This window comes from Pseudomonas sp. NBRC 111127, from assembly GCF_001320345.1.
Taxonomy (GTDB): domain Bacteria; phylum Pseudomonadota; class Gammaproteobacteria; order Pseudomonadales; family Pseudomonadaceae; genus Aquipseudomonas; species Aquipseudomonas juntendi.
The window spans coordinates 1-23,701 of the sequence record NZ_BCBD01000057.1; the positions used below are offsets into that span (position 1 = coordinate 1).

At 62.2% G+C, this 23,701-nt stretch carries 21 protein-coding genes and 2 pseudogenes; 8 read left to right on the top strand and 15 right to left on the bottom strand.

Going from position 1 to position 23,701, the window contains the following annotated elements:
• Positions 1-759 (top strand): annotated as a pseudogene (locus APH30_RS12745) (biotin synthase); the annotation flags it as partial.
• Positions 750-1,592, top strand: a complete 843-nt coding sequence (locus tag APH30_RS12750; RefSeq protein ID WP_054912747.1) for a TIGR03915 family putative DNA repair protein — start codon at positions 750-752, stop codon at positions 1,590-1,592. The pseudogene APH30_RS12745 and the gene APH30_RS12750, both read left to right, overlap by 10 nt.
• A gap of 33 nt (positions 1,593-1,625) precedes the next feature.
• Here APH30_RS12750 and APH30_RS12755 read toward each other — a convergent pair whose 3' ends face one another.
• The 6 genes from APH30_RS12755 to APH30_RS12785 form a co-directional block, all read right to left on the bottom strand.
• Positions 1,626-1,883, bottom strand: a complete 258-nt coding sequence (locus APH30_RS12755) for a PAAR domain-containing protein (protein WP_054912748.1) — start codon at positions 1,881-1,883, stop codon at positions 1,626-1,628.
• Positions 1,880-2,698, bottom strand: coding sequence for a DUF6708 domain-containing protein (locus APH30_RS29520; RefSeq protein WP_236184372.1), 819 nt, complete (start codon positions 2,696-2,698; stop codon positions 1,880-1,882). The genes APH30_RS12755 and APH30_RS29520 overlap by 4 nt, the downstream gene beginning before the upstream one ends.
• Positions 2,691-5,915: a T6SS effector BTH_I2691 family protein gene (locus APH30_RS12765; RefSeq protein WP_054912749.1), complete on the bottom strand. Its 3,225-nt coding sequence runs from the start codon at positions 5,913-5,915 to the stop codon at positions 2,691-2,693. Before APH30_RS12765 ends, APH30_RS29520 begins: the two co-directional genes overlap by 8 nt.
• Positions 5,912-6,835, bottom strand: coding sequence for a hypothetical protein (locus tag APH30_RS12770; RefSeq protein WP_054912750.1), 924 nt, complete (start codon positions 6,833-6,835; stop codon positions 5,912-5,914). The genes APH30_RS12765 and APH30_RS12770 overlap by 4 nt, the downstream gene beginning before the upstream one ends.
• Positions 6,835-8,907 (bottom strand): type VI secretion system Vgr family protein, encoded by a 2,073-nt coding sequence (locus APH30_RS12775; protein WP_054912751.1) that lies wholly within the window; start codon positions 8,905-8,907, stop codon positions 6,835-6,837. The genes APH30_RS12770 and APH30_RS12775 overlap by 1 nt, the downstream gene beginning before the upstream one ends.
• 323 nt (positions 8,908-9,230) lie before the next feature.
• The gene (locus tag APH30_RS12785) at positions 9,231-10,856 is read right to left on the bottom strand and encodes a methyl-accepting chemotaxis protein (protein ID WP_054912753.1); all 1,626 of its coding nucleotides are present in this window, start codon (positions 10,854-10,856) and stop codon (positions 9,231-9,233) included.
• Positions 10,857-10,990: 134 nt separating this feature from the next.
• Between APH30_RS12785 and APH30_RS12790 the strand changes: the two genes are divergently transcribed.
• The gene (locus APH30_RS12790) at positions 10,991-11,380 is read left to right on the top strand and encodes a hypothetical protein (RefSeq protein WP_054912754.1); all 390 of its coding nucleotides are present in this window, start codon (positions 10,991-10,993) and stop codon (positions 11,378-11,380) included.
• Between the two features lie 35 nt (positions 11,381-11,415).
• Here APH30_RS12790 and APH30_RS12795 read toward each other — a convergent pair whose 3' ends face one another.
• Positions 11,416-12,549: an aminotransferase class V-fold PLP-dependent enzyme gene (locus tag APH30_RS12795; RefSeq protein ID WP_054912755.1), complete on the bottom strand. Its 1,134-nt coding sequence runs from the start codon at positions 12,547-12,549 to the stop codon at positions 11,416-11,418.
• A 154-nt stretch (positions 12,550-12,703) separates the two neighbouring features.
• Here APH30_RS12795 and APH30_RS12800 point away from each other — a divergent pair, with 154 nt between their 5' ends.
• From APH30_RS12800 to APH30_RS12810, 3 genes are read left to right on the top strand one after another with little or no spacing between them, the layout of a single operon-like run.
• Complete coding sequence (locus APH30_RS12800) at positions 12,704-13,051, top strand: metalloregulator ArsR/SmtB family transcription factor (protein ID WP_054912756.1); 348 nt, start codon at positions 12,704-12,706, stop codon at positions 13,049-13,051.
• Positions 13,052-13,072: 21 nt separating this feature from the next.
• Positions 13,073-14,356: an arsenic transporter gene (locus APH30_RS12805; RefSeq protein WP_054912757.1), complete on the top strand. Its 1,284-nt coding sequence runs from the start codon at positions 13,073-13,075 to the stop codon at positions 14,354-14,356.
• A gap of 28 nt (positions 14,357-14,384) precedes the next feature.
• The gene (locus tag APH30_RS12810) at positions 14,385-14,855 is read left to right on the top strand and encodes an arsenate reductase ArsC (RefSeq protein WP_054912758.1); all 471 of its coding nucleotides are present in this window, start codon (positions 14,385-14,387) and stop codon (positions 14,853-14,855) included.
• A gap of 18 nt (positions 14,856-14,873) precedes the next feature.
• Here the strand turns inward: APH30_RS12810 and APH30_RS27890 are convergent.
• The 3 genes and pseudogenes from APH30_RS27890 to APH30_RS12820 all read right to left on the bottom strand — a co-directional run.
• Positions 14,874-15,212: pseudogene (locus APH30_RS27890) on the bottom strand (carboxymuconolactone decarboxylase family protein); the annotation flags it as partial.
• A complete protein-coding gene (locus tag APH30_RS12815; RefSeq protein WP_156326455.1) occupies positions 15,209-15,883 on the bottom strand; it encodes an FMN-dependent NADH-azoreductase in 675 nt (224 codons plus the stop codon). The pseudogene APH30_RS27890 and the gene APH30_RS12815, both read right to left, overlap by 4 nt.
• Before the next feature lie 31 nt (positions 15,884-15,914).
• The gene (locus APH30_RS12820) at positions 15,915-16,397 is read right to left on the bottom strand and encodes a GNAT family N-acetyltransferase (protein WP_054912759.1); all 483 of its coding nucleotides are present in this window, start codon (positions 16,395-16,397) and stop codon (positions 15,915-15,917) included.
• Positions 16,398-16,491: 94 nt separating this feature from the next.
• Between APH30_RS12820 and APH30_RS12825 the strand changes: the two genes are divergently transcribed.
• Positions 16,492-17,979 (top strand): PLP-dependent aminotransferase family protein, encoded by a 1,488-nt coding sequence (locus APH30_RS12825; RefSeq protein WP_156326459.1) that lies wholly within the window; start codon positions 16,492-16,494, stop codon positions 17,977-17,979.
• Positions 17,980-18,034: 55 nt separating this feature from the next.
• On the opposite strand, the gene APH30_RS12830 is transcribed toward APH30_RS12825, so the two are convergent.
• From APH30_RS12830 to APH30_RS12840, 3 genes are read right to left on the bottom strand one after another with little or no spacing between them, the layout of a single operon-like run.
• A complete protein-coding gene (locus tag APH30_RS12830; protein WP_054912761.1) occupies positions 18,035-18,511 on the bottom strand; it encodes a nuclear transport factor 2 family protein in 477 nt (158 codons plus the stop codon).
• A gap of 60 nt (positions 18,512-18,571) precedes the next feature.
• Positions 18,572-19,141, bottom strand: coding sequence for a TetR/AcrR family transcriptional regulator (locus APH30_RS12835; RefSeq protein WP_054912762.1), 570 nt, complete (start codon positions 19,139-19,141; stop codon positions 18,572-18,574).
• A gap of 31 nt (positions 19,142-19,172) precedes the next feature.
• Positions 19,173-20,585, bottom strand: coding sequence for a PLP-dependent aminotransferase family protein (locus APH30_RS12840; protein WP_054912763.1), 1,413 nt, complete (start codon positions 20,583-20,585; stop codon positions 19,173-19,175).
• A gap of 122 nt (positions 20,586-20,707) precedes the next feature.
• Here APH30_RS12840 and APH30_RS12845 point away from each other — a divergent pair, with 122 nt between their 5' ends.
• The gene (locus APH30_RS12845; protein WP_054912772.1) at positions 20,708-21,577 is read left to right on the top strand and encodes a DMT family transporter; all 870 of its coding nucleotides are present in this window, start codon (positions 20,708-20,710) and stop codon (positions 21,575-21,577) included.
• Between the two features lie 10 nt (positions 21,578-21,587).
• On the opposite strand, the gene APH30_RS12850 is transcribed toward APH30_RS12845, so the two are convergent.
• Together APH30_RS12850 and dapA are read right to left on the bottom strand one after the other, a co-directional pair.
• Positions 21,588-22,481 (bottom strand): LysR substrate-binding domain-containing protein, encoded by an 894-nt coding sequence (locus tag APH30_RS12850; protein WP_054912764.1) that lies wholly within the window; start codon positions 22,479-22,481, stop codon positions 21,588-21,590.
• A gap of 130 nt (positions 22,482-22,611) precedes the next feature.
• Entirely contained in the window at positions 22,612-23,478 is an 867-nt protein-coding gene (dapA, locus tag APH30_RS12855) for a 4-hydroxy-tetrahydrodipicolinate synthase (RefSeq protein ID WP_054912765.1), read from the bottom strand.
• Between the last annotated feature and the right edge of the window lie 223 nt (positions 23,479-23,701).

The following is a 23,701-nucleotide window of genomic DNA, read 5'->3' on the forward strand; positions in this document are numbered from 1 at the left end:
GAAGAAGCCGGGCGCCTGGCCGACCGGCTCAGCGTCAACATCGAACTGCCGACCGACGACAGCCTCAAGCGCCTGGCACCCGAAAAGCAGGCACACACCATTCGCCAGGCCATGGGCGTCATTCACCAGGGGCAGCAAGCCGTAGCCAATGAACCCAGGGCACCGCGCTTTACCCCGGCGGGGCAAAGTACCCAGGTCATCGTCGGGGCCGACAGCACCGATGACAGCACCTTGTTGCGCAATGCCGAATCGCTTTACCAGGGTTACGGCCTCAAGCGGGTGTACTACTCCGCGTTCAGCCCGATCCCCGACAGCCCAGGCAGCGTGCCGTTGGCCGCCCCCCCACTGTTGCGCGAGCACCGCTTGTACCAGGCTGACTTCCTGCTCCGGGGCTATGGCTACAAGGCGGGTGAGCTGTTGGGCCAGCACGGTAACCTGGCACTGGACATCGACCCCAAGCTGGCCTGGGCGCTGGCCAACCGCGAGGTATTCCCCTTGGACGTGAACCGCGCCGAGCCGGCGCTGCTGGCACGCATCCCCGGCATTGGCCTGCGCAGCGTGCAGCGCCTGGTGGCCTTGCGCCGGGAACGGCGTATCCGCTATGACGACCTGATTCAGCTGCGCTGCGTACTGGACAAGGCGCGCCCGTTCATCGTCACCAGCGATTACCGCCCGGCACAGGCCGAACTGCGCAGCGGGTTGCTGCGTGCACGCCTGCGCGAACCGCAAGCGCCGGTGCAAATGGGGTTGTGGGGGTGATTGCGCTCGACTGCGACGACCTGTTCGCCACATGGCGTGAACAGGCGCGGGTGTTACTGGGGCATGGCATCGACCCTTCGGAAATCACCTGGAACCAGGGCCCCATGGCGGATCTACTGGCTGTACCCACAGCGCTGCCTGCCGGCCCTGGCCCCTTCCGGGCCAAAGTCCCGGCCCAGTTGTTGGGGCAGTTGGAACTGGCCTCTCGCTACCGTGGCGAACAACGCTGGAACCTGCTGTACGAAGTGCTGTGGCGTGTCGCCCACGGCGACCGCACCGCAATGCTGGCGGGGGACCGCCTGGGCAGTGAGTTGCAACGGCGCATCAAGCAGGTAACGCGCGAAGCCCATCATTTGCATGCCTTTGTCCGCTTCGTGCCGCTGCCCGAAGTGGTGGCTGGGCAATTGCAACTGGACCTGGTGGCTTACCACGAGCCGGCACATGACGTTCTGCAGAGCGCCAGTGCGCACTTCGCCGACCGCCTGGGTAAGTTGCGCTGGCTGATCGCTACGCCTCAGGATGGCATTCGCTTCGACGGTGCCGGGTTCGACTATCAACGGCGCTGCCCGGCGCAATGGCGGCAGTGGGCGCGCAGTGCCGAAGACCCAGGGGCCGAGCTATGGCGTACCTATTATCGCCATACGTTCAACCCTGCCCGCCTCAACCCTGATGCCCTGCGCCTGCACATGCCGGGGCGGTTCTGGCGGCACTTGCCGGAAGGCATGCTGATACCCCAGCTCGAGGGCCTGGCACGCCAAGGCAAGCAGCGGGACGGCCAGGCGCTGGAAGTGGCTGCGCAGGCCGGCAAAAAGATCAGCAAGACTGGGCGGTGATGCACGCCAGCCATGCAGTGCGCGCAAGTCGCCTCACTCCAGCAACCAGCCTGCATCCCCTTCGTCCAGCACGCCGCCATGATCAGTCCTATCCCCCTTGCGCGCGACAGCAGCCCCCTCGATCAGGAAGTGCTCGGCCCCGCTTTCGATTAGCGCACCGCAGGTAGTCCGGTCCCCCACTCTGGCCACTGCGCTGCCGTTGAATGTATACCCAGCACTCCCGCTCTCGACCTGGTTAGCGCCATGCAATGGGCAGAGATGTCGATGACCGACAAGCACAACAGGTTTCATCGCGCTTCGCCTGTGTGCGGTGCGGTACGTGATTCGCGATCAATCGCCACTGGCCAGTAAACCTTCGGCGCCAGGCAGTGCATGTGGCTCAGACCATCATCATCATTCCAGTCTCGCGCGGGGTGTACGAACTTCGGGAGGGCCTTGGGGCCTTGCTGCATGAACAGTCTGGCGATGGCCCAGTAGGCCTCGCCGTGGTAGAGGTCGTGGCTGAAAAACACGCGGTCAATGACTTCGTTGGTTTCCGGGTTACGGACCGAAAGCATGACGTTTTCGATCAGACCGCCGTGGCCGGGGGCGTAGATTCGGTAAACCTCGGCGGTAACGTCATCCCAGTTGTAGGCAACGGGTTTGACGCCCCAGTGTCTGGGGCTGAATAAATACATGTAATGAAATCTGAATTGATAGAGGTAGATTTTTCGGCGTAACCGATTGAAGCGAATGGGCTCGTCTCTTGGAACAGTCAGATCCAACTTGATAAAGCAAAGGATCACCCACAGCGGTAGCACAGGAAATATCACAGTCAAGACATTGGTGACCCAATCATGGGTAAACCCTTCAAACAGCAACCCCCAATACAACCATAGCGCCACGCCTAAGCAGAGCAGCATCGATGGCACACCCAATAATGCTACAACGCCTCGCAAGCTGACTGACTGCCTTGGCAACTCCAGATAGATCGCATCGTAATAGTTGGGTGGGGGTTTGATCCTGTCCAGACACCCACTGACCTTGGGCTCTTCTCCAACATGAGGGAGATCATACCTCCAACCCAAGCCGCGCTCACTTAGAGGTGGCGATGTGAGCTTAGTCATTCACACCTCGTCTGGTCATAGCAGCATAGGCATCCACGATTGAACCATCTGGCCAATACATGACCGAAAGCGTTGCTGCAGTAATTGTGTGCCGCCCTATGACCGGCATAAGTTCGACCACACCCGATATTTCCAACCATCGTCCGGTCACGCCTTCGGTCACTACATGCTTGACTTCTCTGACCACCTCGAACCGTTTTTTGTAGTCAGGAAGTCTAGGTGGTGAATATCGAGAATAGCTGGCTATTTTTGAAAGAGACTTTACTAATGAGTTTTCAAACCCTTCAGAAATCAGTGTTTCGCCACCGCTGTATTCGGGAAATGATCCATCCCCGTCACGATGCACAACAAGGGCCCATGAGAAAGCAGAAACATCCTCTCGATATTTGGGTAGTACTATTTTGAAAATCAATTTTTGCTCTATCTCAACATGGACTAACCCACCCATCCTTCTCATGGACTCTCTGGTATCTATCGAAGATGAAAAATGAAGGTTGGCTTTGACGCCAAGCGTAACCGCATTCAACTCAGAAAATGCGATATCTGCATACTCGGGGGCATCCCAATGAATCTTCGGATGTTCGTTGGCCCTACCAAAAAAGCAACGTTTAATCCAGACCTCCAATTCGCTCGACTCTTTTTTTAGAGCGCTTCTGCCCGCAGCATATCCAATAAGCGTAAAGATAATGGCCAACCCCAGCGGCCCGAATGTTGCTGATGTCAAAACTGCGCCTACAAAGGTTAGGGTGCCAGCGGTAAATGCTGCCAGAGACATAACATTCATATTTCGCGCTGTTTTATCTCCTTTGGCGGCAGTTTGTTCAGTAGCGACAACCGCTTGTGCGATATCAAAGACTCCAGCAACCGCGCTGAATATAGCGCCGAGTCGAATTAAAGCCGCCCCAGGAGCCGTTACGTTAAGAGCCCAAGGCGTGCTTAAACCCGCAGCGCCCCTCAACACCAGCCCCACCAATTCGATTTGCCCCCCAAGCACACCCAGTTGCGAACCCTGCAGCGCCAATTTGGCCTCGTAAGCCTTGGGCCCAATCTCTGCCTCGGCCTTTTCTTGATTCCTGGTCAGGCTGTCATACTGCAAATACAACCCACCGATCCCGAGTAGTACCTCCCAACTGCCTGCAACCCCGCGCAGGCCTGAGAAACCGCCACGCACCAGCTGGCTGGCCTGGTGCGCAGTTATCTTCATCCCGTCAAGCAACTTGCGGGCATTGCTGTCGAGGGTACCTGCCGCGACCGAGATATCCACCATGGCCGCGTGCGCCGCACTGCTCGCCTGAGTCAGCTTGATGCTGGCCGCTTCGACTAACCGGCCATGCACTTGCGCAGCCGTGCCTTCGACCCAGACCGTGACACTGATCACGGTGTTGGTCAGACGAGGGTCGAGCAGCGCAAGGCTCATCAACCCGTGCTGCAGGATCGGCCGGACCTTGCGCATCGCCTTGAGCGAACCAACTTCAAAGTCATCGACACTGCGATACATACGGTCTCTCGCCTCAGCGAGGGAGGCATTTGCGCGGTGCTGCAACTGGCGTAAGTGCGCACTCTGCAAGGCGTAGTACTCGCCCAGCTTCATCTTCACTTCAAGCTCGATCAGTTGCACCCCGTTGTAAAGAAACTGGATTGCGCTGTTCAGGTGCCGAACAGCGTTGTGAATGCCTGGCCCGAGGCTAGGCGCCAGGCGTTGACTGGCGGCATTCACCGCGCTCTGCGTTTCGGCGATGGCCTGCTTCAAGCTATTTCGCATGCGTAAACCGGCATCGTCGCTGGCGATGACCTTGCTCAACATGCCGAAGAGCTTGTCGCTGTCGTTCCAGTTGATTGCCTGGTCACCTGAAAAACTGGGGAACAGCGCGGCCAGCAAAGCGTTGTCACGCATCAGCAGCGCGCGGTAGGGAGGGCTGTCGGGGTTTTGTAGCCATACCTGCCACAGCCGTTCGCTGGTACCGGCTGGGGGCTGGCGGGGTTCAAGGCTGGCCACCACGGCCTCTGTGACACCACCGCCCAAGCACAGCCCCATGGTCTTGGTATAGGCCACACCGGACTCGCGATCACGGCCGTCATAGTCGTGGCGCTCGGCCACCTTGAACATCGGGGTATCGAACAATGCAACATAGGCCTGCGCGTCCTGGTCGATGTAGCGCTGGAACTCGGCATCCTGCGCCTCGTACTCAGCTTGGAAAGCAGCCCGCTGCGGCTCGTGGTAGCGCTCTTCTAGACGGGCATCACTTTCCAGCTGCGCACGCTCGACCAAACGCTGTCGCTCGACTGCCGGGTCCACGAAAATTGGTGGCCCATCGCCGGTCACCGGCTGCAGCGACGGCACCCCTTGTGCCGCCCACTCCCGGTGCGTGGCGCGGATCACCTGTACTATCTGCGACGTCTGCAACTGGTACGCGCGTAGTGGGTCCTCACGCCAGACCTGGCGCTTCACTACCCAGCTCAGCCGCTGGTGGTTGTATTCCTGGATGAGACCGACGGTGTCGTCCAGCACCAGCGCCAACACACCGTTTGCCAACTGGTGGCGGTCCGATGCATTGACCACGTAACCACGCAGGGCAAACCTGCGCAGCCAGCGGCTGTGGAAACCATGCACGCTGTCGAACGGTGCGCACGCCTGCTGGCTGTACTCGAACACCTGGTTGTCAACTTGCAACTGGTCGGCCGTCATCGCCAGGCCCAGCAATTGCGGATGGGTACGCGCCTGGGTCAGATCAATCCCTACGAAGCGGTGCCTTGGTGCCACGCCTTGCTTGTAGGCGTTCAGCACGCTCACCGGCCAGGCATCACTGGAAAAGGCCAGCCAGGCACTGTTGTATTTGTCGGTGTCGATCGTGACGAAGGCCGCCGGAATATCGTGGTTTTGCTGCGCACATTTTTCCGGCAGTGGCCCAGGTGGGCCAGCTGGGGGCGCATAGGGGTCAAAGCGTCGCAGATGGCCCTGTGCGCTGACGGCGTAGGCTTGCCAGACCTGCTGGTCAAGCAAGACATACAGGTAGCCCATGCGTAACGTGCGCAGGCCAGGCTTGGCGCAGATGTGCAAATGCCCCGCCACGGTAGTGACGCACTCCGGTCGGGTATCCGGGACCAGCGCACGGCGCAGGGGCAGAATGGGCAGCCCCTGGCGCTGACAAACCATGCAGTGGTCATGCGGCAGCCCGGCTTCAGCGACAGCCAGGGCGATTCGTTGACTGATGGTCATGCAAGGCGCTCCGCTTCCGGCAGGAGTTGGATCAGGTGCCGCCAATGCGCCTCGGAGTAGCAGGCAAGCAACGGCGCTAGCGCGCGCTGCTCTTGGCAGGCTACATCTATCAGGCCGCGCACGGCGGCAAGGGAGGTTAGCTGGGGATGAATGCACAGCTGGTGCAGGGCCAGCACCACGATATCTTCCGAGTCGGTCAAGCCCAAGGCGCGTGCTTCCTGGATATGGTTGCCGGCTCGTACAGCCGCAAACGACGGTATCTGACACTGAAAGCTATTGTTCACGCCTGCTCGCAGAGCGCTCAAGCTCCGCAATACGCGCTCGACCAATGCTCCATCCGCTTGCATGCGCCAGGCAGACGCGGGCAACAGACAGCGCTGCCCGCTCTGCCCCTTGAGGTTCAGCAACTGCCCACTGCTGTTGAGAAACAACCAGCGGCTGATGGGCCACCACGGCGCACGCTCCCCTTGCTTGAACGATGCCGCAAGCAGCTCCAGGCGTATCGGCTCGTAGACCGGATAGAAGCTCAGTGCCTGGGCTGTGTCGGGTAACCGGCACAAGCGACTGAGGTGAGCTGCAATGTCGGCCGCTGGCTGTTCACTGAACACCCAGCCGCATAGGTAGCGCCTTGGCTGAAACAACCCACGCACGGCTGCCCGGGCGGTCAATTCCAATATTGCGCGGCTGGGCAGCGCACCGGGCACAGCCAGGCATACCAGTACAGGATGCAGGTGCGGCACATGCGCCAGGTCGGGCCTGGGTACATGCATCAAAGCGCTCGCCCCCAATGCCTCGCGAAGCTGGGCGAGCAAGGCTGGATCGCCTTTGTCCTCGGGCGCGAGGGGGTCGACCAACACATAGCTGTACAGGTTGGGCGCGTGCTGCTGTTCGATCACGTGGGCCAGTTCATCAGCCGTCATCAGAGCTTTCCCTCACAGGTGCTGGCAGCGTTCGGCGTCAATGTCAGCGACGTAGCGCTGCCTGCCCCCTGCGCAGTCGCCTGGGTTTGCCCCATCAGGTTCAGTGTCTGGCCATTGAGGGTGATACCGCGCCGGTCCAGCACGATGCAGCCACCTGGGGTTTTCAACTCTATGCGCTCACTGGCATGCAGCTGATACACCGTAGTGCGCTGCTGCATGCCGTTGCCGACTTCGACCCGTTGAGCACCTTTGACCACCAAGGCGCTGTCCTTGCCGACGAGAACCTGCTGACAGCCCAGGGTCGCCTCACTGCGGTTGTTACCGACCTGATTCGTCAGGTCATGCTTGATCTCGACCTGGCAGTTCTGCCCGATGAACTGGTTGTGGTTGCCCCCGGTTTCCTGGCGATAGTGGTTACCGATGCTAAGTTGCTGATCATTGCCCACCTGCTCCAGCCGATTGCGCCCGACACGCGTGGTTTCGTCGTTGCCGACCACCGTGTTGTAGTCGCGCTGGGCATGAATGAACACCTCCTCCCTGCCCAGTTCATCCTCGAAGCGCAGCTCATTGAAGCCATTGCCCTTGTGGGTCTGGCTCTTGATGGTCATGCGGGTTTTGTGCTCCGGCAGGTCATACGGCGGAAGCTGATCACCGCAGTAGGTACGCCCGATGATCAGCGGCTGGTCGGGGTCGGCATTGACGTACTGGATGATCACGTCCTGGCCAATGCGCGGGATGGCCATCGAGCCCCAACTGCCGCCTGCCCAGCTTTGCGAAACCCGGACCCAGCAAGAGCTGAACTCATTGCCCTTGCTCTCCCGATCCCAGGGAAAACTGACCTTGACCCGGCCCCACTCGTCACAGTAGATCTCTTCGCCGGGCGGGCCGACCACGGTGGCCATGTGCGGGCCATCGATACGGGGTTTGGCCAGGGGTGCCGGGCGCCATTCGCGAGTGCCCGGCACCAGCATGGCACGCTGCACGTAGCGGGTGCCCTGGTCGGCGCTGCCTGCCTCTTCCTGCAGGCTGGTGAACTGCACGCCTTCATGGTGCACGCGGATCGGCCGCCAATGCACGTTCAGGTCTGCGCGCGGGTGCCCGACAAGCGTGAAACTCAGCCCTGGTTGCAGGCGCACATCATCGCCCTGCACCTCGGCAACATGCGCGTCGTGGCGCAGCGCCGCGAGGCGCGTGGCCGTGAACGGTACGCCGACCGCGTCCCGCTTGTAGCGCCCAGGGTAGTCGAAACGCTCGTAGGCCAGCGTTTGATGGGGGATGCTGCTGTCAGCGGCCCGATGCTCCTGGCGGTAGCGCGGGTGGGTGAAGGTGTAGTCCCGCTGCACCTGCCGGGTGCTGCGGACCTGCTCGCTGTAACGCAGGCGCCGCAGGCACGGCACGGCCTGATCACCACCGCTGTTGGCGTGATACAGCACGTGGTCGGGGCCGATATCACCCTCATCTACCGCTTGTGGGTCATCGGCCCGGACCGCGCCCCGGCTGATAGTGCCAAACGCCAGCAGCCGATCGGTAATGACCAGGCGGTGCTGTTGTGGCGTGTGCTCGAAGCGGTAGACAAAGCCTTCTTCGGCTGCCAGCCGGGCGATGAAATCGAGGTCGGTTTCACCGGCCTGGACGCAGAATTCCCTGACCTGATGCTCGCCGAGGCTCTTGATTTCGAAGCGGTTGATGCCCTGGCGCTGCAACATCAGTTCAATAATCTGAGGCACAGTCTTGTGCTGGAAGATGCGCCAGTTCGAACGCAGCCTGGCGCGGGCCAGTTGCGGCTCTAGCAACGCGTGGTAGTAGGTACGAAACCTGCCGGTCTCGCCTTGGCTGAAACTGCTGACCAGGCCGTGCACATGGCGCAGCGGCTGCTCGCCACGCCAGACCGTGAACAGCCCGGGCTTGTCGAGCAGCAGGCCGAAGTCGACATCTGCGTCGAAACTGATCAGTTCCAGGTGCAGTTGGAACGGCGCGCTGATGGCCTCGTCGAGTTCGAACGACACCACTTCGAACTCAACCCGGCCGGCCAGGGCCTCGAAGCTGAACCGCAGATCGGACTGGCTAGGCATGCGGACTCCCGGCTACCACCTTGAGACAAGGCTGTCGAGCGACTGCAGCACTCCGGCGCTGCTCAGCGCTCAGGCGAAATCGGTAGCAACAGAAGGCCCCGCGGCCTTGAGGTGGGCGATGCATGAAGAGGTCCTTGTCTTCCGGCAAACTGAAGACATGAACGCTAGCGGGGAACCGATTCTGCGAGAAGTCCAGCACTTCCCGGCGTAACGTAGGAAATGTCGACTGAGTTTTGGATGACAGGCGCGTGCCGAGAGACCGAGCGCTGCGCGAGGGCCGCTCGATCTCTGCGAGGCTCGTAAATGTTCTGGGCCGAAGGCGTTCAAAGCTTGAACTGCCCGACCAAGGCCGTCATCTCCCCCACCAGGCCCGACAGCGCCTTGCTCGCAGCGCTGGTCTGCTGCGCCCCGGCCGCCGAATGGTTGGACAGTTCACGGATGTTCAGCAGGTTGCGGTCCACTTCGCGCGCAACTTGCGCCTGCTCTTCGGCGGCGCTGGCGATGACCAGGTTGCGTTCGTTGATTTCGCCAATCGCACTGTAGATACCCTCCAGCACCTGCCCCGAGGCCAGGGTCACGTCCAGGGTCGACTGCGCACGGTGGGTGCTGGCCTGCATCGACGCCACTGCCGCTTCGGTGCCGGCCTGTACGCGGCCGATCATTTGCTCGATTTCCTGGGTCGACTGTTGCGTGCGGTAGGCCAGCGTACGCACTTCATCGGCCACCACGGCAAAGCCGCGGCCCGCCTCCCCGGCACGCGCCGCTTCGATGGCGGCGTTCAGCGCCAGCAGGTTGGTTTGCTCGGAGACCGAGCGGATCACTTCCAGCACCTTGCCGATATCGCGCACCTGCCCCACTAACTGCTCCAGGTGGGTACTGCTGGTCTGGATCTCGCGGGTCATGGCCTCGGTGCCGTCGATATTGTCGCTGACCTGGCGGCGGCTTTGCGTGGCTAGCTGGTTGGACTCGCTGGTAGTCTGCGAGGTGCTGATCGCATTGCGTGCAACCTCCTCCACGGCGGTGGTCATTTCGGTCACGGCAGTGGCTGCCTGTTCCAGCTCCAGCCCCTGTTGGCGCAGGTTGTTGGCGCTTTGCTCGGTTACCGCGTCCAGCGCAGTGGCGGCTTCGTCCAGTTGCCGGGCACAGCGGCCGATCTGGCCCAGGGTGTCGCGCTGGCTTTGCTGCATGCGCTGCAACTCGTGGAACAGCTGGCCGATCTCGTTACTGCCTTGTGCCTGCACCGGCACGCTCAGGTCGCCCCCGGCAATACGCTGGAAGTGCTGGCCGGCCTCACGCAAGGGGTGCAGCACTCGCTGGGCGATGAAGCCCCAGCACAGGGCTGCCAGGGCCAAGGTCACCGCCAGCAGGCCGAGGCTGAGCAACTGCGCACGGGCCAGGCGGCGATCGGACTCGAGCATGATCTGCTGGCCACGCTGGCCCAATTCGCCAACCAGTTGCTGGCGTAGCGCCTGCAACCGGCCCATGGCGTTACCGGCGTCAACGTTGACCTTGAAATATTGCTCCAGCGAGCGCTGGCGGGTGGCCTCACGCTGCCCGGCCACCGCGGCGGCGTATTCGGCGAAGGTCGCCTGCAACTCGGTCGCCAAAGTGCGCAGGGCCGGCTCCCGACTGTTTTCGACGAATTCGTCGACCAGCTTCTGGCTTTTTTCGTTCAACTCGAGCGACAGTGCCATGCGCTTGGCAGCACTGTCGTCGTGGCCGCCGAGTTGCTCGATGAAGCCCGACGACACGTTGGCGCTGGAACGAATGGCCATCAGCAAGGCATTGTTCAAGCGGTCCGACTGGTGCGCAGTCTGGTCCAGTTCGGTGATCTGCTGGTCACTGCCAACCGCCGCTCGCCAGGCACTGAGGGTGGAAAACAGCAGGGTCAAGCTGAACAGCGACAATACCCAGAACATTCCGGTGCGGATCTTCAAGTTGGCAAGCATGCGGGCAGTACTCCTGGTTGGCACCACTTCTGATCGATGATTCGACGGTGGGTGTGCTGCTATCGGAGCGGCGCGGCGCCGGCTTGAGGGGCTCAGGCATGCTTGTGGGCGGTAACCGAACAGATGTTGCCTGCATGCGGGGCCTCGCCAAGCAACCCGCGCGGTGCCTGACCGAACGCCTGCTGCTGCGCGTTCTGGCATCGCATGGGGAGCTGCCAGCCGGACGCGTGTTTACCCAACTGATGCAGCAGGATGAGCCGCTCCCTTACCTGGGCGACATGATGTTCCATGCCCTGCTGCAGCCGTTGCTCCATACACCCCACCCGCTGCTGCGCGAAGGCCCGGGCGACGCCTGGGCCCATCGGCCATTACGGCTGACCGCACTCGCCGAACAGGTGCTGGCCGGCCAGCGCCACTGGCTCGACCAGCGCCCTGCTCAGCGTTGGGTAGGCGGGGTATGCATCGACCCGGCTGACACGCCTTGGGTGGTTAGCGAGCAAGGCGAGGTCTGGCGACGACAATAGCGAAGCGGCTTGGCTGCAAGGGTTGGCGGGAACCCTTATTCCGCCAGCACCTCCTCCAGCGCCTGCTCCAGCGTGCCGACGGTGCGCTCGATATGCTGCAGTTTTTCCAGCCCGAACAGGCCAATGCGGAAGGTCTGGAAATCTGCAGGCTCATCGCACTGCAGCGGCACCCCAGCGGCGATCTGCAGCCCGTGGTCGGCAAATTTGCTGCCGTTCTTGATGGCGGCGTCATCGGTGTAGCTCACCACTACACCCGGGGCCTGGAAACCGCTGGCGGCCACGCTCTTGATGCCTTTGCCGGTCAACAGGGCGCGCACCCGCTTGCCGAGGGCCTGTTGCTCGGCGCGCAGTGTGTCGAAGCCGTAGGCGCGCATCTCGTTCATCACGCCGTTGAACCGCGCCAGCGCATCGCTGGGCATGGTCGCGTGGTAGGCATGCCCGCCCTGCTCATAGGCCTGCATGATCTGCAGCCACTTTTTCAGATCGCAGGCAAAACTGCTGCTCTGTGTCTGCTCGATGCGTTGCAGGGCCAGGGCACTGAACATCACCAGGGCGCAGCATGGGGAAGCACTCCACCCCTTCTGCGGCGCGCTGAGCAGCAGGTCGACGGCGCACGTGTGCATATCGACCCACACCGCGCCGGAGGCGATGCAGTCCAGCACGAACAAGCCGCCCACTGCATGCACGGCCTCACCCACCGCGCGCAGGTAATCGTCGGGCAGCATGATCCCGGATGACGTTTCGACATGCGGGGCAAAGACCACCTGCGGTTTGTGTGCTGCAATCGCCGCCAGCACTTCATCCAGCGGCGGTGGCGCATAGGCTGCCTGGCGCCCGGTTTCCACCGGCCTGGCTTTCAGCACCGTGGTAGCCGCCGGAATGTTGCCCATCTCGAGAATCTGACTCCAGCGATAACTGAACCAGCCGTTGCGGATCACCAGGCACTGCTGGCCAGTGGCGAACTGCCGCGCCACCGCTTCCATGCCAAACGTGCCACTGCCCGGCACCACAGCCATACCCTGGGCGTTGTAGACCTGTTTCAAGGTGGCGGAGATGTTCTTCATCACGCCCTGAAATGCCTGTGACATATGATTGAGGGAGCGGTCGGTGTACACCACCGAGTACTCGATCAAACCCTCGGGGTCGACACTGGGATAAAGCTTTGACATGGGCTGGCTCCTTTGGCAGGGACGTCATTGCCCTCGACCCTGCCTCAAGCGCCGGCAAATGACAAGGCGCGGCCGCGGCGGCAGATCACAAATCCGCTTGGACAATACATATGGAAATACGTATATTCGGATTTCCATATGTAAAGACCCTGCCATGATTTCCCCACCTGAAGTGTTCAAATGCCTGGCCGACGAAACCCGTGCCCGCGCCACCCTGCTGATCGCCAACCTGGGTGAACTTTGCGTCTGCGAGTTGATGTGCGCGCTGAACGACAGCCAGCCGAAGATAAGCCGCCACCTGGCCCAGCTACGCAGCAGTGGCCTGTTGCTGGACCGACGCCAGGGGCAATGGGTGTATTACCGCCTCAACCCGGACCTGCCCACTTGGGTCAACGCGGTTCTGCAGGCGACGCTACAGGCCAACGAGCAATGGTTGGCACACAACACCCAACGCCTGCAGAACATGGATGGCCGCCCTGTCCGGGGCTCTGCCTGCTGCTGATCAACAACGAGAAAGAACCCTATGCTGGTCGCCATTGCAGTCTTCGTTTTCACCCTTACCCTGGTCATCTGGCAGCCCAAAGGGCTTGGCGTTGGCTGGAGCGCCGCGCTCGGCGCGGTCATCGCCCTTGCCACAGGTGCCGTTTCGCTGCACGACATCCCGGCGGTCTGGGGCATCGTCTGGAACGCCACGTTCACGTTCATCGCCGTCATCATCATTAGCCTGCTGCTCGACGAAGCCGGGTTTTTCGAATGGGCAGCCCTGCATGTGGCGCGCTGGGCCAATGGCAGCGGCTACCGCCTGTTCGCCTTCTGCATACTCCTCGGTGCTGCCGTGTCGGCATTGTTCGCCAACGACGGTGCGGCGCTTATCCTCACCCCCATCGTCATGTCGATGCTGCTGGCACTGCGTTTCTCGGCGGCTGCGACGCTGGCTTTCGTCATGGCCGCCGGCTTTATCGCCGATACCGCCAGCCTGCCGCTGGTTGTCTCCAACCTGGTGAACATCGTTTCGGCCGATTACTTCGGGTTGGGCTTCGCCGAGTACGCTTCGGTGATGGTGCCGGTGAACCTGGTCAGCGTCGCCGCGACGCTGGTGGTACTGTCGCTGTACTTTCGCCGTGACATACCGCAGCACTACACCGTTGCAGCCCTGAAAACGCCCGGCGAAGCGATCCACGACCGTGCCACCTTCACGGTCGGGGGTTGGGTGTTGCTGGCGTTGCTGGTGGGCCTGTTCGCCCTTGAACCACTGGGTATCCCGATCAGTGCAGTGGCAGCCGTGTGTGCCGCCCTACTGTTCGCGGTCGCCGCGCGCGGGCAGCGCATTGCGACCCGCCGCGTGCTGCGCGAGGCCCCCTGGCAGGTGGTGATTTTCTCGCTCGGCATGTACTTGGTGGTCTACGGGCTGAAAAATGCCGGCCTGACCGACATGCTCACCCAACTGCTCGACCGCCTGGCGCAACAAGGGCTGTGGAGTGCCACCCTGGGCACCGGCGTGATCGCAGCGTTGCTGTCTTCGGTCATGAACAACATGCCCAGCGTGCTGGTCGGCGCGTTGTCGATCCAGGCCAGCGAAGCGCAAGGCCTAGTGCGCGAGGCGATGATCTACGCCAATGTGATTGGCTGCGACCTGGGCCCGAAAATCACCCCTATCGGCAGCCTGGCAACACTGCTCTGGCTGCATGTGCTGGCGCGCAAAGGCGTGCGTATAACCTGGGGTTACTACTTCAAGGTCGGCATTTTGCTGACCCTGCCCGTGCTGTTGATCACCCTTTCGGCTTTGGCACTGCGCCTTAGCCTCTGATAGTCCGCCAGCAAGCGGAGGAGCCCCCATGCGAGTTCTGTTCATGTGCACGGCCAACAGCTGCCGCAGCATCCTTTCCGAGGCCGTGTTCAATCACCTGGCGCCTGACGGCTTTGAAGCCGTCAGTGCCGGCAGTTTTCCCAAGGGCCAGGTGTTGCCTCGCAGCCTGACCACCCTGCAGCAGGCCGGCATTTCGACCCAGGGTCTGAGCAGCAAGGGTAACGAGGCATTCGAGGGGTGCCCGCCCGACATCGTGGTCACCGTGTGCGACAAGGCCGCCGGCGAAGCCTGCCCGGTGTACTTCGGCACGGCACTGAAGGCGCACTGGGGCCTGGAGGACCCGTCCGATGTCGAGGGCGATGCAGCGACCGTCGACGCGGCTTTCCACGCCACGTTGGCGCGGATAACAGCCCGTTGCGAAGCATTCTTCGCCCTGCCCTTCGACACGCTGCAACGCGATCAGCTCCAGCAAGCGCTCGATCACATTGGTGCGCTTTAAGCATGACGGGCAGGAGGTCGCCGCGGCGGCGTAGGCCGCGTCCGATACGTGCGTCTCACTGACCCGGGTCACTTCCTCTGCCCCGGCCAGGGCCGAGCGTTCCTGCGCCGAGAACAGGTAGTGCGCTTCATGCCAGACCGGCACCAACAGCAGTTTATCCACCGACATGCCCGTCTTGAGCAGATCACGCGAATGCAGGTCAATGCAGTGCGCACAGCCGTTGAGTTGAGACACCCGCAGAAAAACCAGATGAATCAAGGGCGCCGGTAGATCGGTCTGCGTTGTCACGAACTGATGCAACCCAGTGAGGGCCTTGGCGGCCCCAGGCGAGGCGGTAAACCAGTTCAGGCGACTCATGCGTGTTGCGCCTGCGGTAGCGGCTTGGAAGACGCGGCGAAGAACCCTTGCACTTCAGCCTGTGCAGCAGCCCTGGCCGCTTGTAGAAACTCCGCCCCTCTGGCGGTGCCCTCGAGGGTGAAGTAATTGACCTGCTTTAGGCCAATCGTGGCAAGTACGGCGGACAGGTATGGCCGGAGAAAGTCGGGTTGGCGGGCATTCGGCCCGCTGATACAGCCCCCGGAGGCTACGGCCACATAAACCGGCCGATCCACCACCGTGCCCACCTTGCCTGCCGCGGTGCTCAGGAACGTGATGCCGACCCGTACCACGTGATCGATCCAGGCCTTGAGCGGTGCTGGCACACTGTAGTTATGCATTGGCGTGGCAATCAGCAGCAGGTCGCAGGCCTGCAACTGGCCAATCAATTCGTCGGAACGGTTCAATGTGCCGTCTTGCGCTACGGCTTCAGGCCCTCCTGGGTTGGCCAGGGCCTGGGCATACCCGGCGTCGACGGGCGCCAGGTCATTGAGATCGAAATCGGTGACCTGGATACCGCGTCTGCCAGCCTGCACGGCCAAGCCGAGCAGAATGTGCTGGGACAGTTTGAAGCTTTCTGATGCCTGACCGTTCGGGCTGGCGATCAGGCGAAGAATGCGCAAAGGCGCCCTGGGCTGCTCTGACGACGTCATGAAGTTACCTCGATGAGAGACGTGCTGCCGCTCAAGGCGCAGCGAACTGTTTTTGGAAGCGCGTGGCACTGTTGTGCAGGCCTTCACGGGAATAGAAGTGTTGGGCGCGGGTATTGGCCAACCCGGTATCGAGCACAAGGCGCGCACACCCCGTGGCCTGGGCCAATCGCTGCAAGGCAGCCAGTAATCGTGCGCCCCACTGCTGGCCACGCTGCGTTTCGGCGGTGACCAGGTCGTCTACATAAAGGAACCGCCCGTAGACCAGGTTTTCCTGAAGGCGGTAACCTGCCAGCCCCACGAGTTGGTCTGAGTCGAAGCCCCCGAGCAGCCGATAGCCTTCAGCGCGCATACGCTGGACGCGGCCGATGAAGTCGGCCTCGCCAGCCAGGTGCGGGCGCAGTTGCTGCATGACCGGGAACGCGAGATGCAGGTCACTCTCGCCGTCCAGATGGCGCAGGTCCGAATCAGCCAGGTCAGGCTCGCGCAGTACTGAGGGGGTCGGGGTGAACGTCATGGTGGCAAAGCTCGTTCGATGGGTGACGGGGCTATGATGAACCACGTTCAACCCATTTGAATGAGCCAAGAAAGGGTATATGAACTAGGCCATGATGACGTTTTCTTCCCGATCCTTCGCACCGCTCGATGAGCGCTCCGCCGCGCCGCTCTACCGGCAACTCTACAACCGTGTGCTCGCCGCGATAGCAGCAGGCACCTTGGCGCCGGGTGACCGCTTGCCGTCTGCGCGGGCCATGGCCAAGGAGCTGGGGGTGGCACGTGGCACCGTCGAGCTTGCCTATTCGTTGCTCACCAGTGAGGGCTACCTGCTGGCCCTGAAGCAGAAAGGCACCGTGGTCAACCCTGCGCTGCGCCCGCCCGCAGCCGCGGCGACAGTACAGCCCCCGGCCAGTGACGGTCCCGAGGACCCGGACGCCCTGCAGCGTCCGCCACAGCTTTTGCCATTTCAACTGGGCTTGCCAGCGATGGATGCCTTCCCGCGCAAGATCTGGGCGCGCCTGGGTGCTCGCTACCTGCGCGGGATGCAGCCGGGTGACCTGGACTACCCGCCGCCCCTCGGGCTGCCAGCACTGCGCAGCGCGATTGCCTCGTACCTGCAGATGTCGCGCGGCATCGCTTGCACGGCCCAGCAGGTGTTCATCACCAGCGGTTGGCGCAGCAGCCTGTCGCTGGTGGCGCAGACGTTGTTGCGCAACGGCGAGCGTGCCTGGGTTGAAGACCCGGGTTATCCGGTCACGCGCCAGGTACTGCGCCAATTCGGGCTTGAACTGGAGGGGGTGGCAGTGGATGCCGAGGGCATGAATGTCGAGCAGGCTATCGCCAACGCCAGGGCGGCGCAGGTCGCCATGGTCACACCGGGCCATCAGAGCCCCCTGTCCATGGCCTTGTCGCTGCCGCGACGGCAACTGCTGCTGGACTGGGCCGCCAGCACCGGGGCCTGGATCGTGGAGGACGACTACGACAGCGAGTACCGCTATGTCAGCCGCCCGCTCCCGCCGCTTGCCAGCCTGGATCGCAATGGGCGGGTGCTGTATGCGGGCACCTTCAGCAAAGTGCTGTTCCCCGGTATCCGCCTGGCCTACCTGGTGGTGCCCCTGGCTCAGGTTGCAGCGTTCGAGCGGGTCGCCCACGCACTGTTTTCCGGCGGTTCACCCTCGATGACCCAGGCCTTGGTGGCGCAGTTCATTGCCGAGGGCCATTTCACCCGTCATATCCAACGTATGCGCCGGCTCTACAACGAACGCCGGGCCTTGACCCTCGGCGCACTGGAGCGGAGTTTGCCCAAAGGTTGGCATGTCGAGCGGTCCCCAGGCGGCATGCACTTGCTGCTGCGCCTGCCGCAGGGGGTAAGCGACACCCTCCTGGCGGAGCAATTGCTGACCAAGGGAATCGCGGTACAGGCCCTGTCGCGCTGGCATCTGGCGCTTCCCCGCCGTTCAGGGCTGCTGCTGAGCTTCACCAATTGCGCCAGCGCTGCCCAGGCTGAGCAGCTCGGCGCATTGATCAGCGAGAAGCTCAGCCACTCGCCGCGGCCCCTCGCACCGGCTGCAAATCTTCTGGCAAACAACCGTGAGCCCTGATGCGTTCTGTAGGCAGGGCTAGCTCGCCAACGAAGACGCTCAGGCGGAAGATCACTTACAGCCCGAGCTCGCTCAACCCAGGGTGGTCATCCGGGCGGCGGCCCAATGGCCAGTGGAACTTGCGCTCGCTTTCCTTGATAGGCATATCGTTAACGCAGGCGAAGCGACGGTGCATCAGGCCATCCGCTTCGAATTCCCAGTTCTCGTTACCGTAGGAGCGGAACCAGTTACCGGAATCATCATGCCACTCGTAGGCGTAACGCACGGCGATGCGGTTATCGGTAAACGCCCAGAGCTCTTTGATCAGGCGATAATTCAGCTCTTTTTTCCACTTGCGGGCCAGGAAACCTTTCGCTTCTTCGCGGTTAGTGGCGAACTCAACGCGATTACGCCATTGGGTATCCAGCGTATAGGCCTGCGAGACTTTCTCCGCGTCACGGCTGTTCCAGCCATCTTCAGCGAGTCGAACTTTCTCGATGGCTGTTTCACGGGTAAAAGGTGGAAGTGGCGGGCGAGCTTGGGCATTGGACATGATCATGACTCCAGTCGAGTTGGGCAGCAAAGTGTGATTACAACTTCAGGCATTCAAACGTCAGGGCGCAAACTCTTTCAGCAAAAGTTGCGCAACTTCCATGGCATCATCAGCAGCGTGATAATCCCCCATGACACGCGCCGTGGTGATCGCGCCCTCGATCAGGACAAACAACTGCCGGGCCAAGACCGGCGGTTGCCGAACATTCAATTGCTCAGCCAGTTCAAGCGTGTAGTCCAGGAGTTTCTGCTTGTGCAACTTGGCGATCTGGCGGATGGGGTCTTCAGGGTCCCCGACCTCGCCTGCCGTGTTGATGAATGCACAACCGCGAAAACCATCCGACTCGAACCAGCCTTTCAACACAGTGAACATGTTCAGTATGCGAGCGTATGGCGTGGCTGCTTTATCGCATTCAGTCCTGAACCACTGCATCCAGCGTACGTCGCGGGCACCCAAGGCCGCAGCGGCGATATCATCTTTGGTAGCGAAGTGGTTGTAGATGCCCTTTCTCGACACGCCTGAAGTTTTCACCAGTAAATCCATGCCCGTGGCGTGAATCCCGTTTTCGTAGATGAGTTTCTCGGCGGTGGCCAGGATCTGTTTTCTGTGATCTATCGTTGGTCTGCTCATGGGCTCAATGTAGAACGATCGTTCTCCATGATCAAGCCCCTTCCCGACATTTATTCAGGGGAGCGAGCAGCAACGCCCGCGCCAACACGTCCCAGATTCTGTCATCTGCACATTGGGCCACGTTGAAACGCAGGAAATCACCGGCAGTACCGGCTTGGCTGAATGCATTGCCAGGGGCCAGCACCACGCCTTCGCTCAAGCAGGCCTTGGCCAGCGTGGCGGCATCTTTACCGTGGGGCAACTGGCACCACACGTACATGCCTGCCTGGGGCGTTATCCAAGGCTCGATGCCCAGGGCGCGCAGCCTGGCCACCGTTGTGGTCATTGCCTGGGCCAGGCGCTGGCGAACACCCTCCATGTGTTTGCGGTAGCCACTGTCGGTAATGGCCTGGTAAATGATGTCTGCACCAAGGCGGCCACCGCCGAAGGTGGTGGCAATCTTCAGATCGACCAGGCTCTCGATCCATTCAGCACGCGCAGCAATGTAGCCGCAGCGAATGGAGGCGGAGATGGTCTTGGAAAAGCTGCCGATCTGGATGACCCGCGAAAGCCCGTCGAAGGCCGCCAGGCGAGGCGCCGGTGTGGCCTCGAAATCCGCGAAAATCTCGTCCTCCACGATCACCAGGCTGGAGCTGTCGGCCAACTTCAGCAGCCGGTGTGCCGTGACCGGCGACAGGCTGGCGCCGGTCGGGTTGTGAATGCCGGCATTGGTGATGTACAACCGTGGCGCATGCTCACGCAAGGCAGCACCGAACGCCTCGATGTCCGGGCCTGCCGCCGTGTAGGGCACACTGACGATGTTCACCCTGTGCGCCTTGAGCAGGGCGTGGAAATTGAAATAGCACGGGTCGTCGACCAGCACCGTGTCACCCGGCTGCAGCAGAAAGCGGCAAATCAGGTCAATGGCGTGGGTGCCGGACTCGGTGAGCATGATGTGGTCTGCCGGGGCTTCGATGCCGGTCCCCGCCAAACGCCGCGACAAGAACTGCCTGAGCGGCGGATGCCCAAGCGGTGAGGCGTAGTCGGTCAGCTTCACGGTGTCGGAACGCGCCAGGGTGCGCAACGCTTTGCGCATGCCCGCCTCGTACATCCAGGCGGCAGGCAGCCAGCCACACCCCGGTTTCATCGCGTCGCTGGCAGTTTCCAAGGACTGGCGCGAGATCCACAACGGGTCCACTTCCCGGTCGAGCCTGGGCGCCAGTTCGGTCAGCACCAATGGCGCGACCGGCCCGGCGACGTAAAAGCCAGAGCCCGGGCGGGAATTGAGCAGCCCCTCGGCCATCAACCGTTCATAGGCTTCCAGCACGGTAGACACCGACACCTGCAGGGCCCGCGCCATGGCCCGCACCGAGGGGATTCTGGCACCAGGGGTATAGGTTCGCGAGGCTATCCGCGATTTTATTTCGCCCATCACCGCATCAATCCGCGTTCCGTTCCGGCTCATCACACCCTCGACTGTACTGGTTTCATAGGCATAACAGTTCGGTTCAACTGTACTGGATTGTACATGGCCTTCCTCATGTTGTCGGTGCTGTACTGGGGCCTGAATGAACGAAGGGTATGGCCATGGATAAATCAACAAGCGGGTGGATCAACGGGTTTATCGGCGTCGCCATCTTTGCTGGCTCATTACCGGCAACGCGGGTGGCTGTGGCAGCTTTCGAGCCCACCTTCCTGACCTGCGCCAGGGCGTCCATCGCCGGCCTGCTGGGTGCGCTTGTACTGATCTTGCTGAGGCAGCCTCGCCCGCAACGCGCTGACTTGCTGCCGTTGGCCGTGACCGCACTGGGCGTGGTGATCGGGTTTCCGCTACTGACGGCATTGGCCCTGCAGCACATCAGTTCTGCCCACTCCATCGTGTTCGTGGGGCTTTTACCCCTGTGCACCGCCGGGTTTGCCGTACTGCGTGGCGGGGAGCGGCCGCGGCCGTTGTTCTGGCTGTTCTCGTTTGCAGGTGCCGGGCTGGTCGCAGGCTACGCATTGCTCAATGGCGCCGAAGCGTCGGCAAGCGGTGACCTGCTGATGTTGGCGGCGGTGCTGGTTTGCGGGTTGGGTTATGCCGAGGGCGCGCGCCTCTCCAGAAGGCTGGGGGGCTGGCAGGTGATCAGCTGGGCCTTGATCGTGGCGCTGCCGCTGATGCTGCTGCTGACCATCGCCAACCTGCCAACCGCGGACGTGTTGGCCAGGGCAGGCGCCCCTGCATGGTTCAGCTTTGGCTACGTGTCCCTGTTCAGCATGCTGATCGGCTTCGTGTTCTGGTACCGGGGGCTGGTGCAGGGTGGCATTGCGGCCGTGGGCCAACTGCAACTGCTGCAACCCTTCATGGGGCTTGGCCTGGCAGCCTTGTTGCTGCACGAACACGTCAGCTGGATGATGCTGGTGGTCACGCTGGGGGCGGTGATGTGTGTGGCCGGGGCAAGGAAGTACGCCCACTAGCCGAACCGGCTCAGTGAGGGCTGGCCTGGTCCTTGAGCCATTGCAGCACGGTACCAAGCGCCTTGGGTTGCTGCAGCTTGCGTGGCCATACCAGGTAGAACGACTTGTCGAGCCGCAATTCATGGTCGAACACCTGGCTCAGCCTGCCAGCGACGATGTCCTCGTTGACAAAGGCCAGGCTGGCCAAGGCAATGCCCTGCCCGCTGAGGGCGGCGTCGATAGCCAGCGAGGTCTGGTTGAAGCGCAGATTCCGGGCGCTGGGTTGACCGTGCTGGGGGAACAACTCGGCCAGGAACCTGGGCCAGAAATCGTGGGCGTCGTGCAGCATGACGAACGCTTGCAATTGCGCGAAGCTAGTGGGCGCGTGGGCCCCCTTGAACAGGGCCGGGCTGGCTACCGCGACAATCCGCTGCTCCATCAACCGCTCACTGTTCAGCCCCGCGCCGACGTCCGGGTTGCCATAGCGCACGGCAACATCCACGCTGTCAGTGCCGAAGTGCGACAACCGATCGGTCGCCAACACCCGCAAATCGATGTCTGGGTGGCGCTCGGCAAACGCGCCGAGCCGGGGTATCAGCCATTTCGAGGCAAAGGTCGGGGTGACGCTGACCGTCAGGTGGGCAGCCTGTGGCCGGAGCAGGCGCGTGGCCTCATCGATCATGGCCAGGGCGTTGCGGATGCTGGCGCTGTAGCCCAGGCCCGCATCGGTCAGCGCCAGGCCGCGGGGCAGGCGCTCGAACAGGCGCAGGCCGAGGCTCGCTTCCAGCCCGCGTACCTGTTGCGCAACAGCGGCCTGGGTCACGTCCAGCTCCTCGGCCGCCAGCCGAAAGTTCAGGTGGCGGGCGACCACTTCAAAAACACGTAGCGCGTTAAGCGAGGGCAACGCTGGGAAACCGTCTGGCATGGCTGTGGCAAGGCTACCGGGTCGAGGGGGCGTGATGCCTTCTGGCACTGCCTCCAGGTCGAAAACCTGGACGCTGTGAAGGCGCATGGGGCCGATGCTACTCCCCGTGCCCCCGTGAAGATACCCTGGCTCAGGCGCCGAGTGCGGCCAGCACCTCTTGCAGCTTGCCCCGGGTCGCCGCCGTGCACGCCTGCATAGGGGCGCGCACCTCATCGCCAATCAGGTTCTGCAACATCAATGCCGCCTTGACCACAGCCGGGTTGGGCTCGGCAAAGGCCATTTTCAGCCATGGCAGCAGTTGGTAGAAAGTGCCGCGCGCGGCCGCCCAGTCACCTGCGTCCACCTGGCGCAGCATGCGCACGTAAAGGTCCGCCCGCACATGCGCCGAAGCCGAAATGGCCCCCGCGCCCCCCAGGCACAGGTTGTTGAAGATCTGCAGGTCTTCACCGGCCAGCACTTGGGCGTTACCGTCCTGGATCAGCGCCAGGGTGGTTTCCAGCTCGCCACTGCAGTCCTTGACCGCAGCAATGCGCGGGTGGCGCACGATACGCAGCAGGGTTTCCTGCTCGATGCGTACGCCGGTACGGTAAGGTATGTCGTAGACGATCACCGGCACGCGGGCTGCATCGGCGACGGTGCGGAAGAAGGCTTCGATACCCGCTTGCGAAGGGCGGATATAGCACGGTGCGGGAACCAGCAGCCCGCCCAGCGGCCGCTGCTGGACCTGCGCCTGGAAGGCCAGCAGTTCATCCAGGTTGTAACCCGACAACCCCATCACCACCCTGCCCGGCTCCACCCAGCCCAGCACGGCATCCAGCACCGCCAGTTGCTCGGCCTTGGACAGCGCCGCAGCTTCGCCCGTAGTACCGCACACCACAAAACCGGCCACGCCCTCTTCGAGCAAATGCTTCACCAGCTTTTCCAGCCCGGTGAAGTCGATTTCATTCGCGCGCATGGGCGTGACGAGGGCGATCCAGATACCACGGAAATTCGACATGCAAAAACTCCTGATGTTGACCGAAAGTCAGCGTCAGCAGGGCGAAGAGTGGAGGGAGTCGGGCGGGGTTGCCTGGCGCCTTCTGTCTCGTCAGCCCACCTGACGAGACAGCGCGCCTCGGTCAGATGAGCGGCTGTTTCTTGGATTTCTTGGCAACGGCAACGCACGCACCAGCCTGGGCATTGAAGCCCGAAGCGAAGATGGCGTGGTTGGTCATGGACAT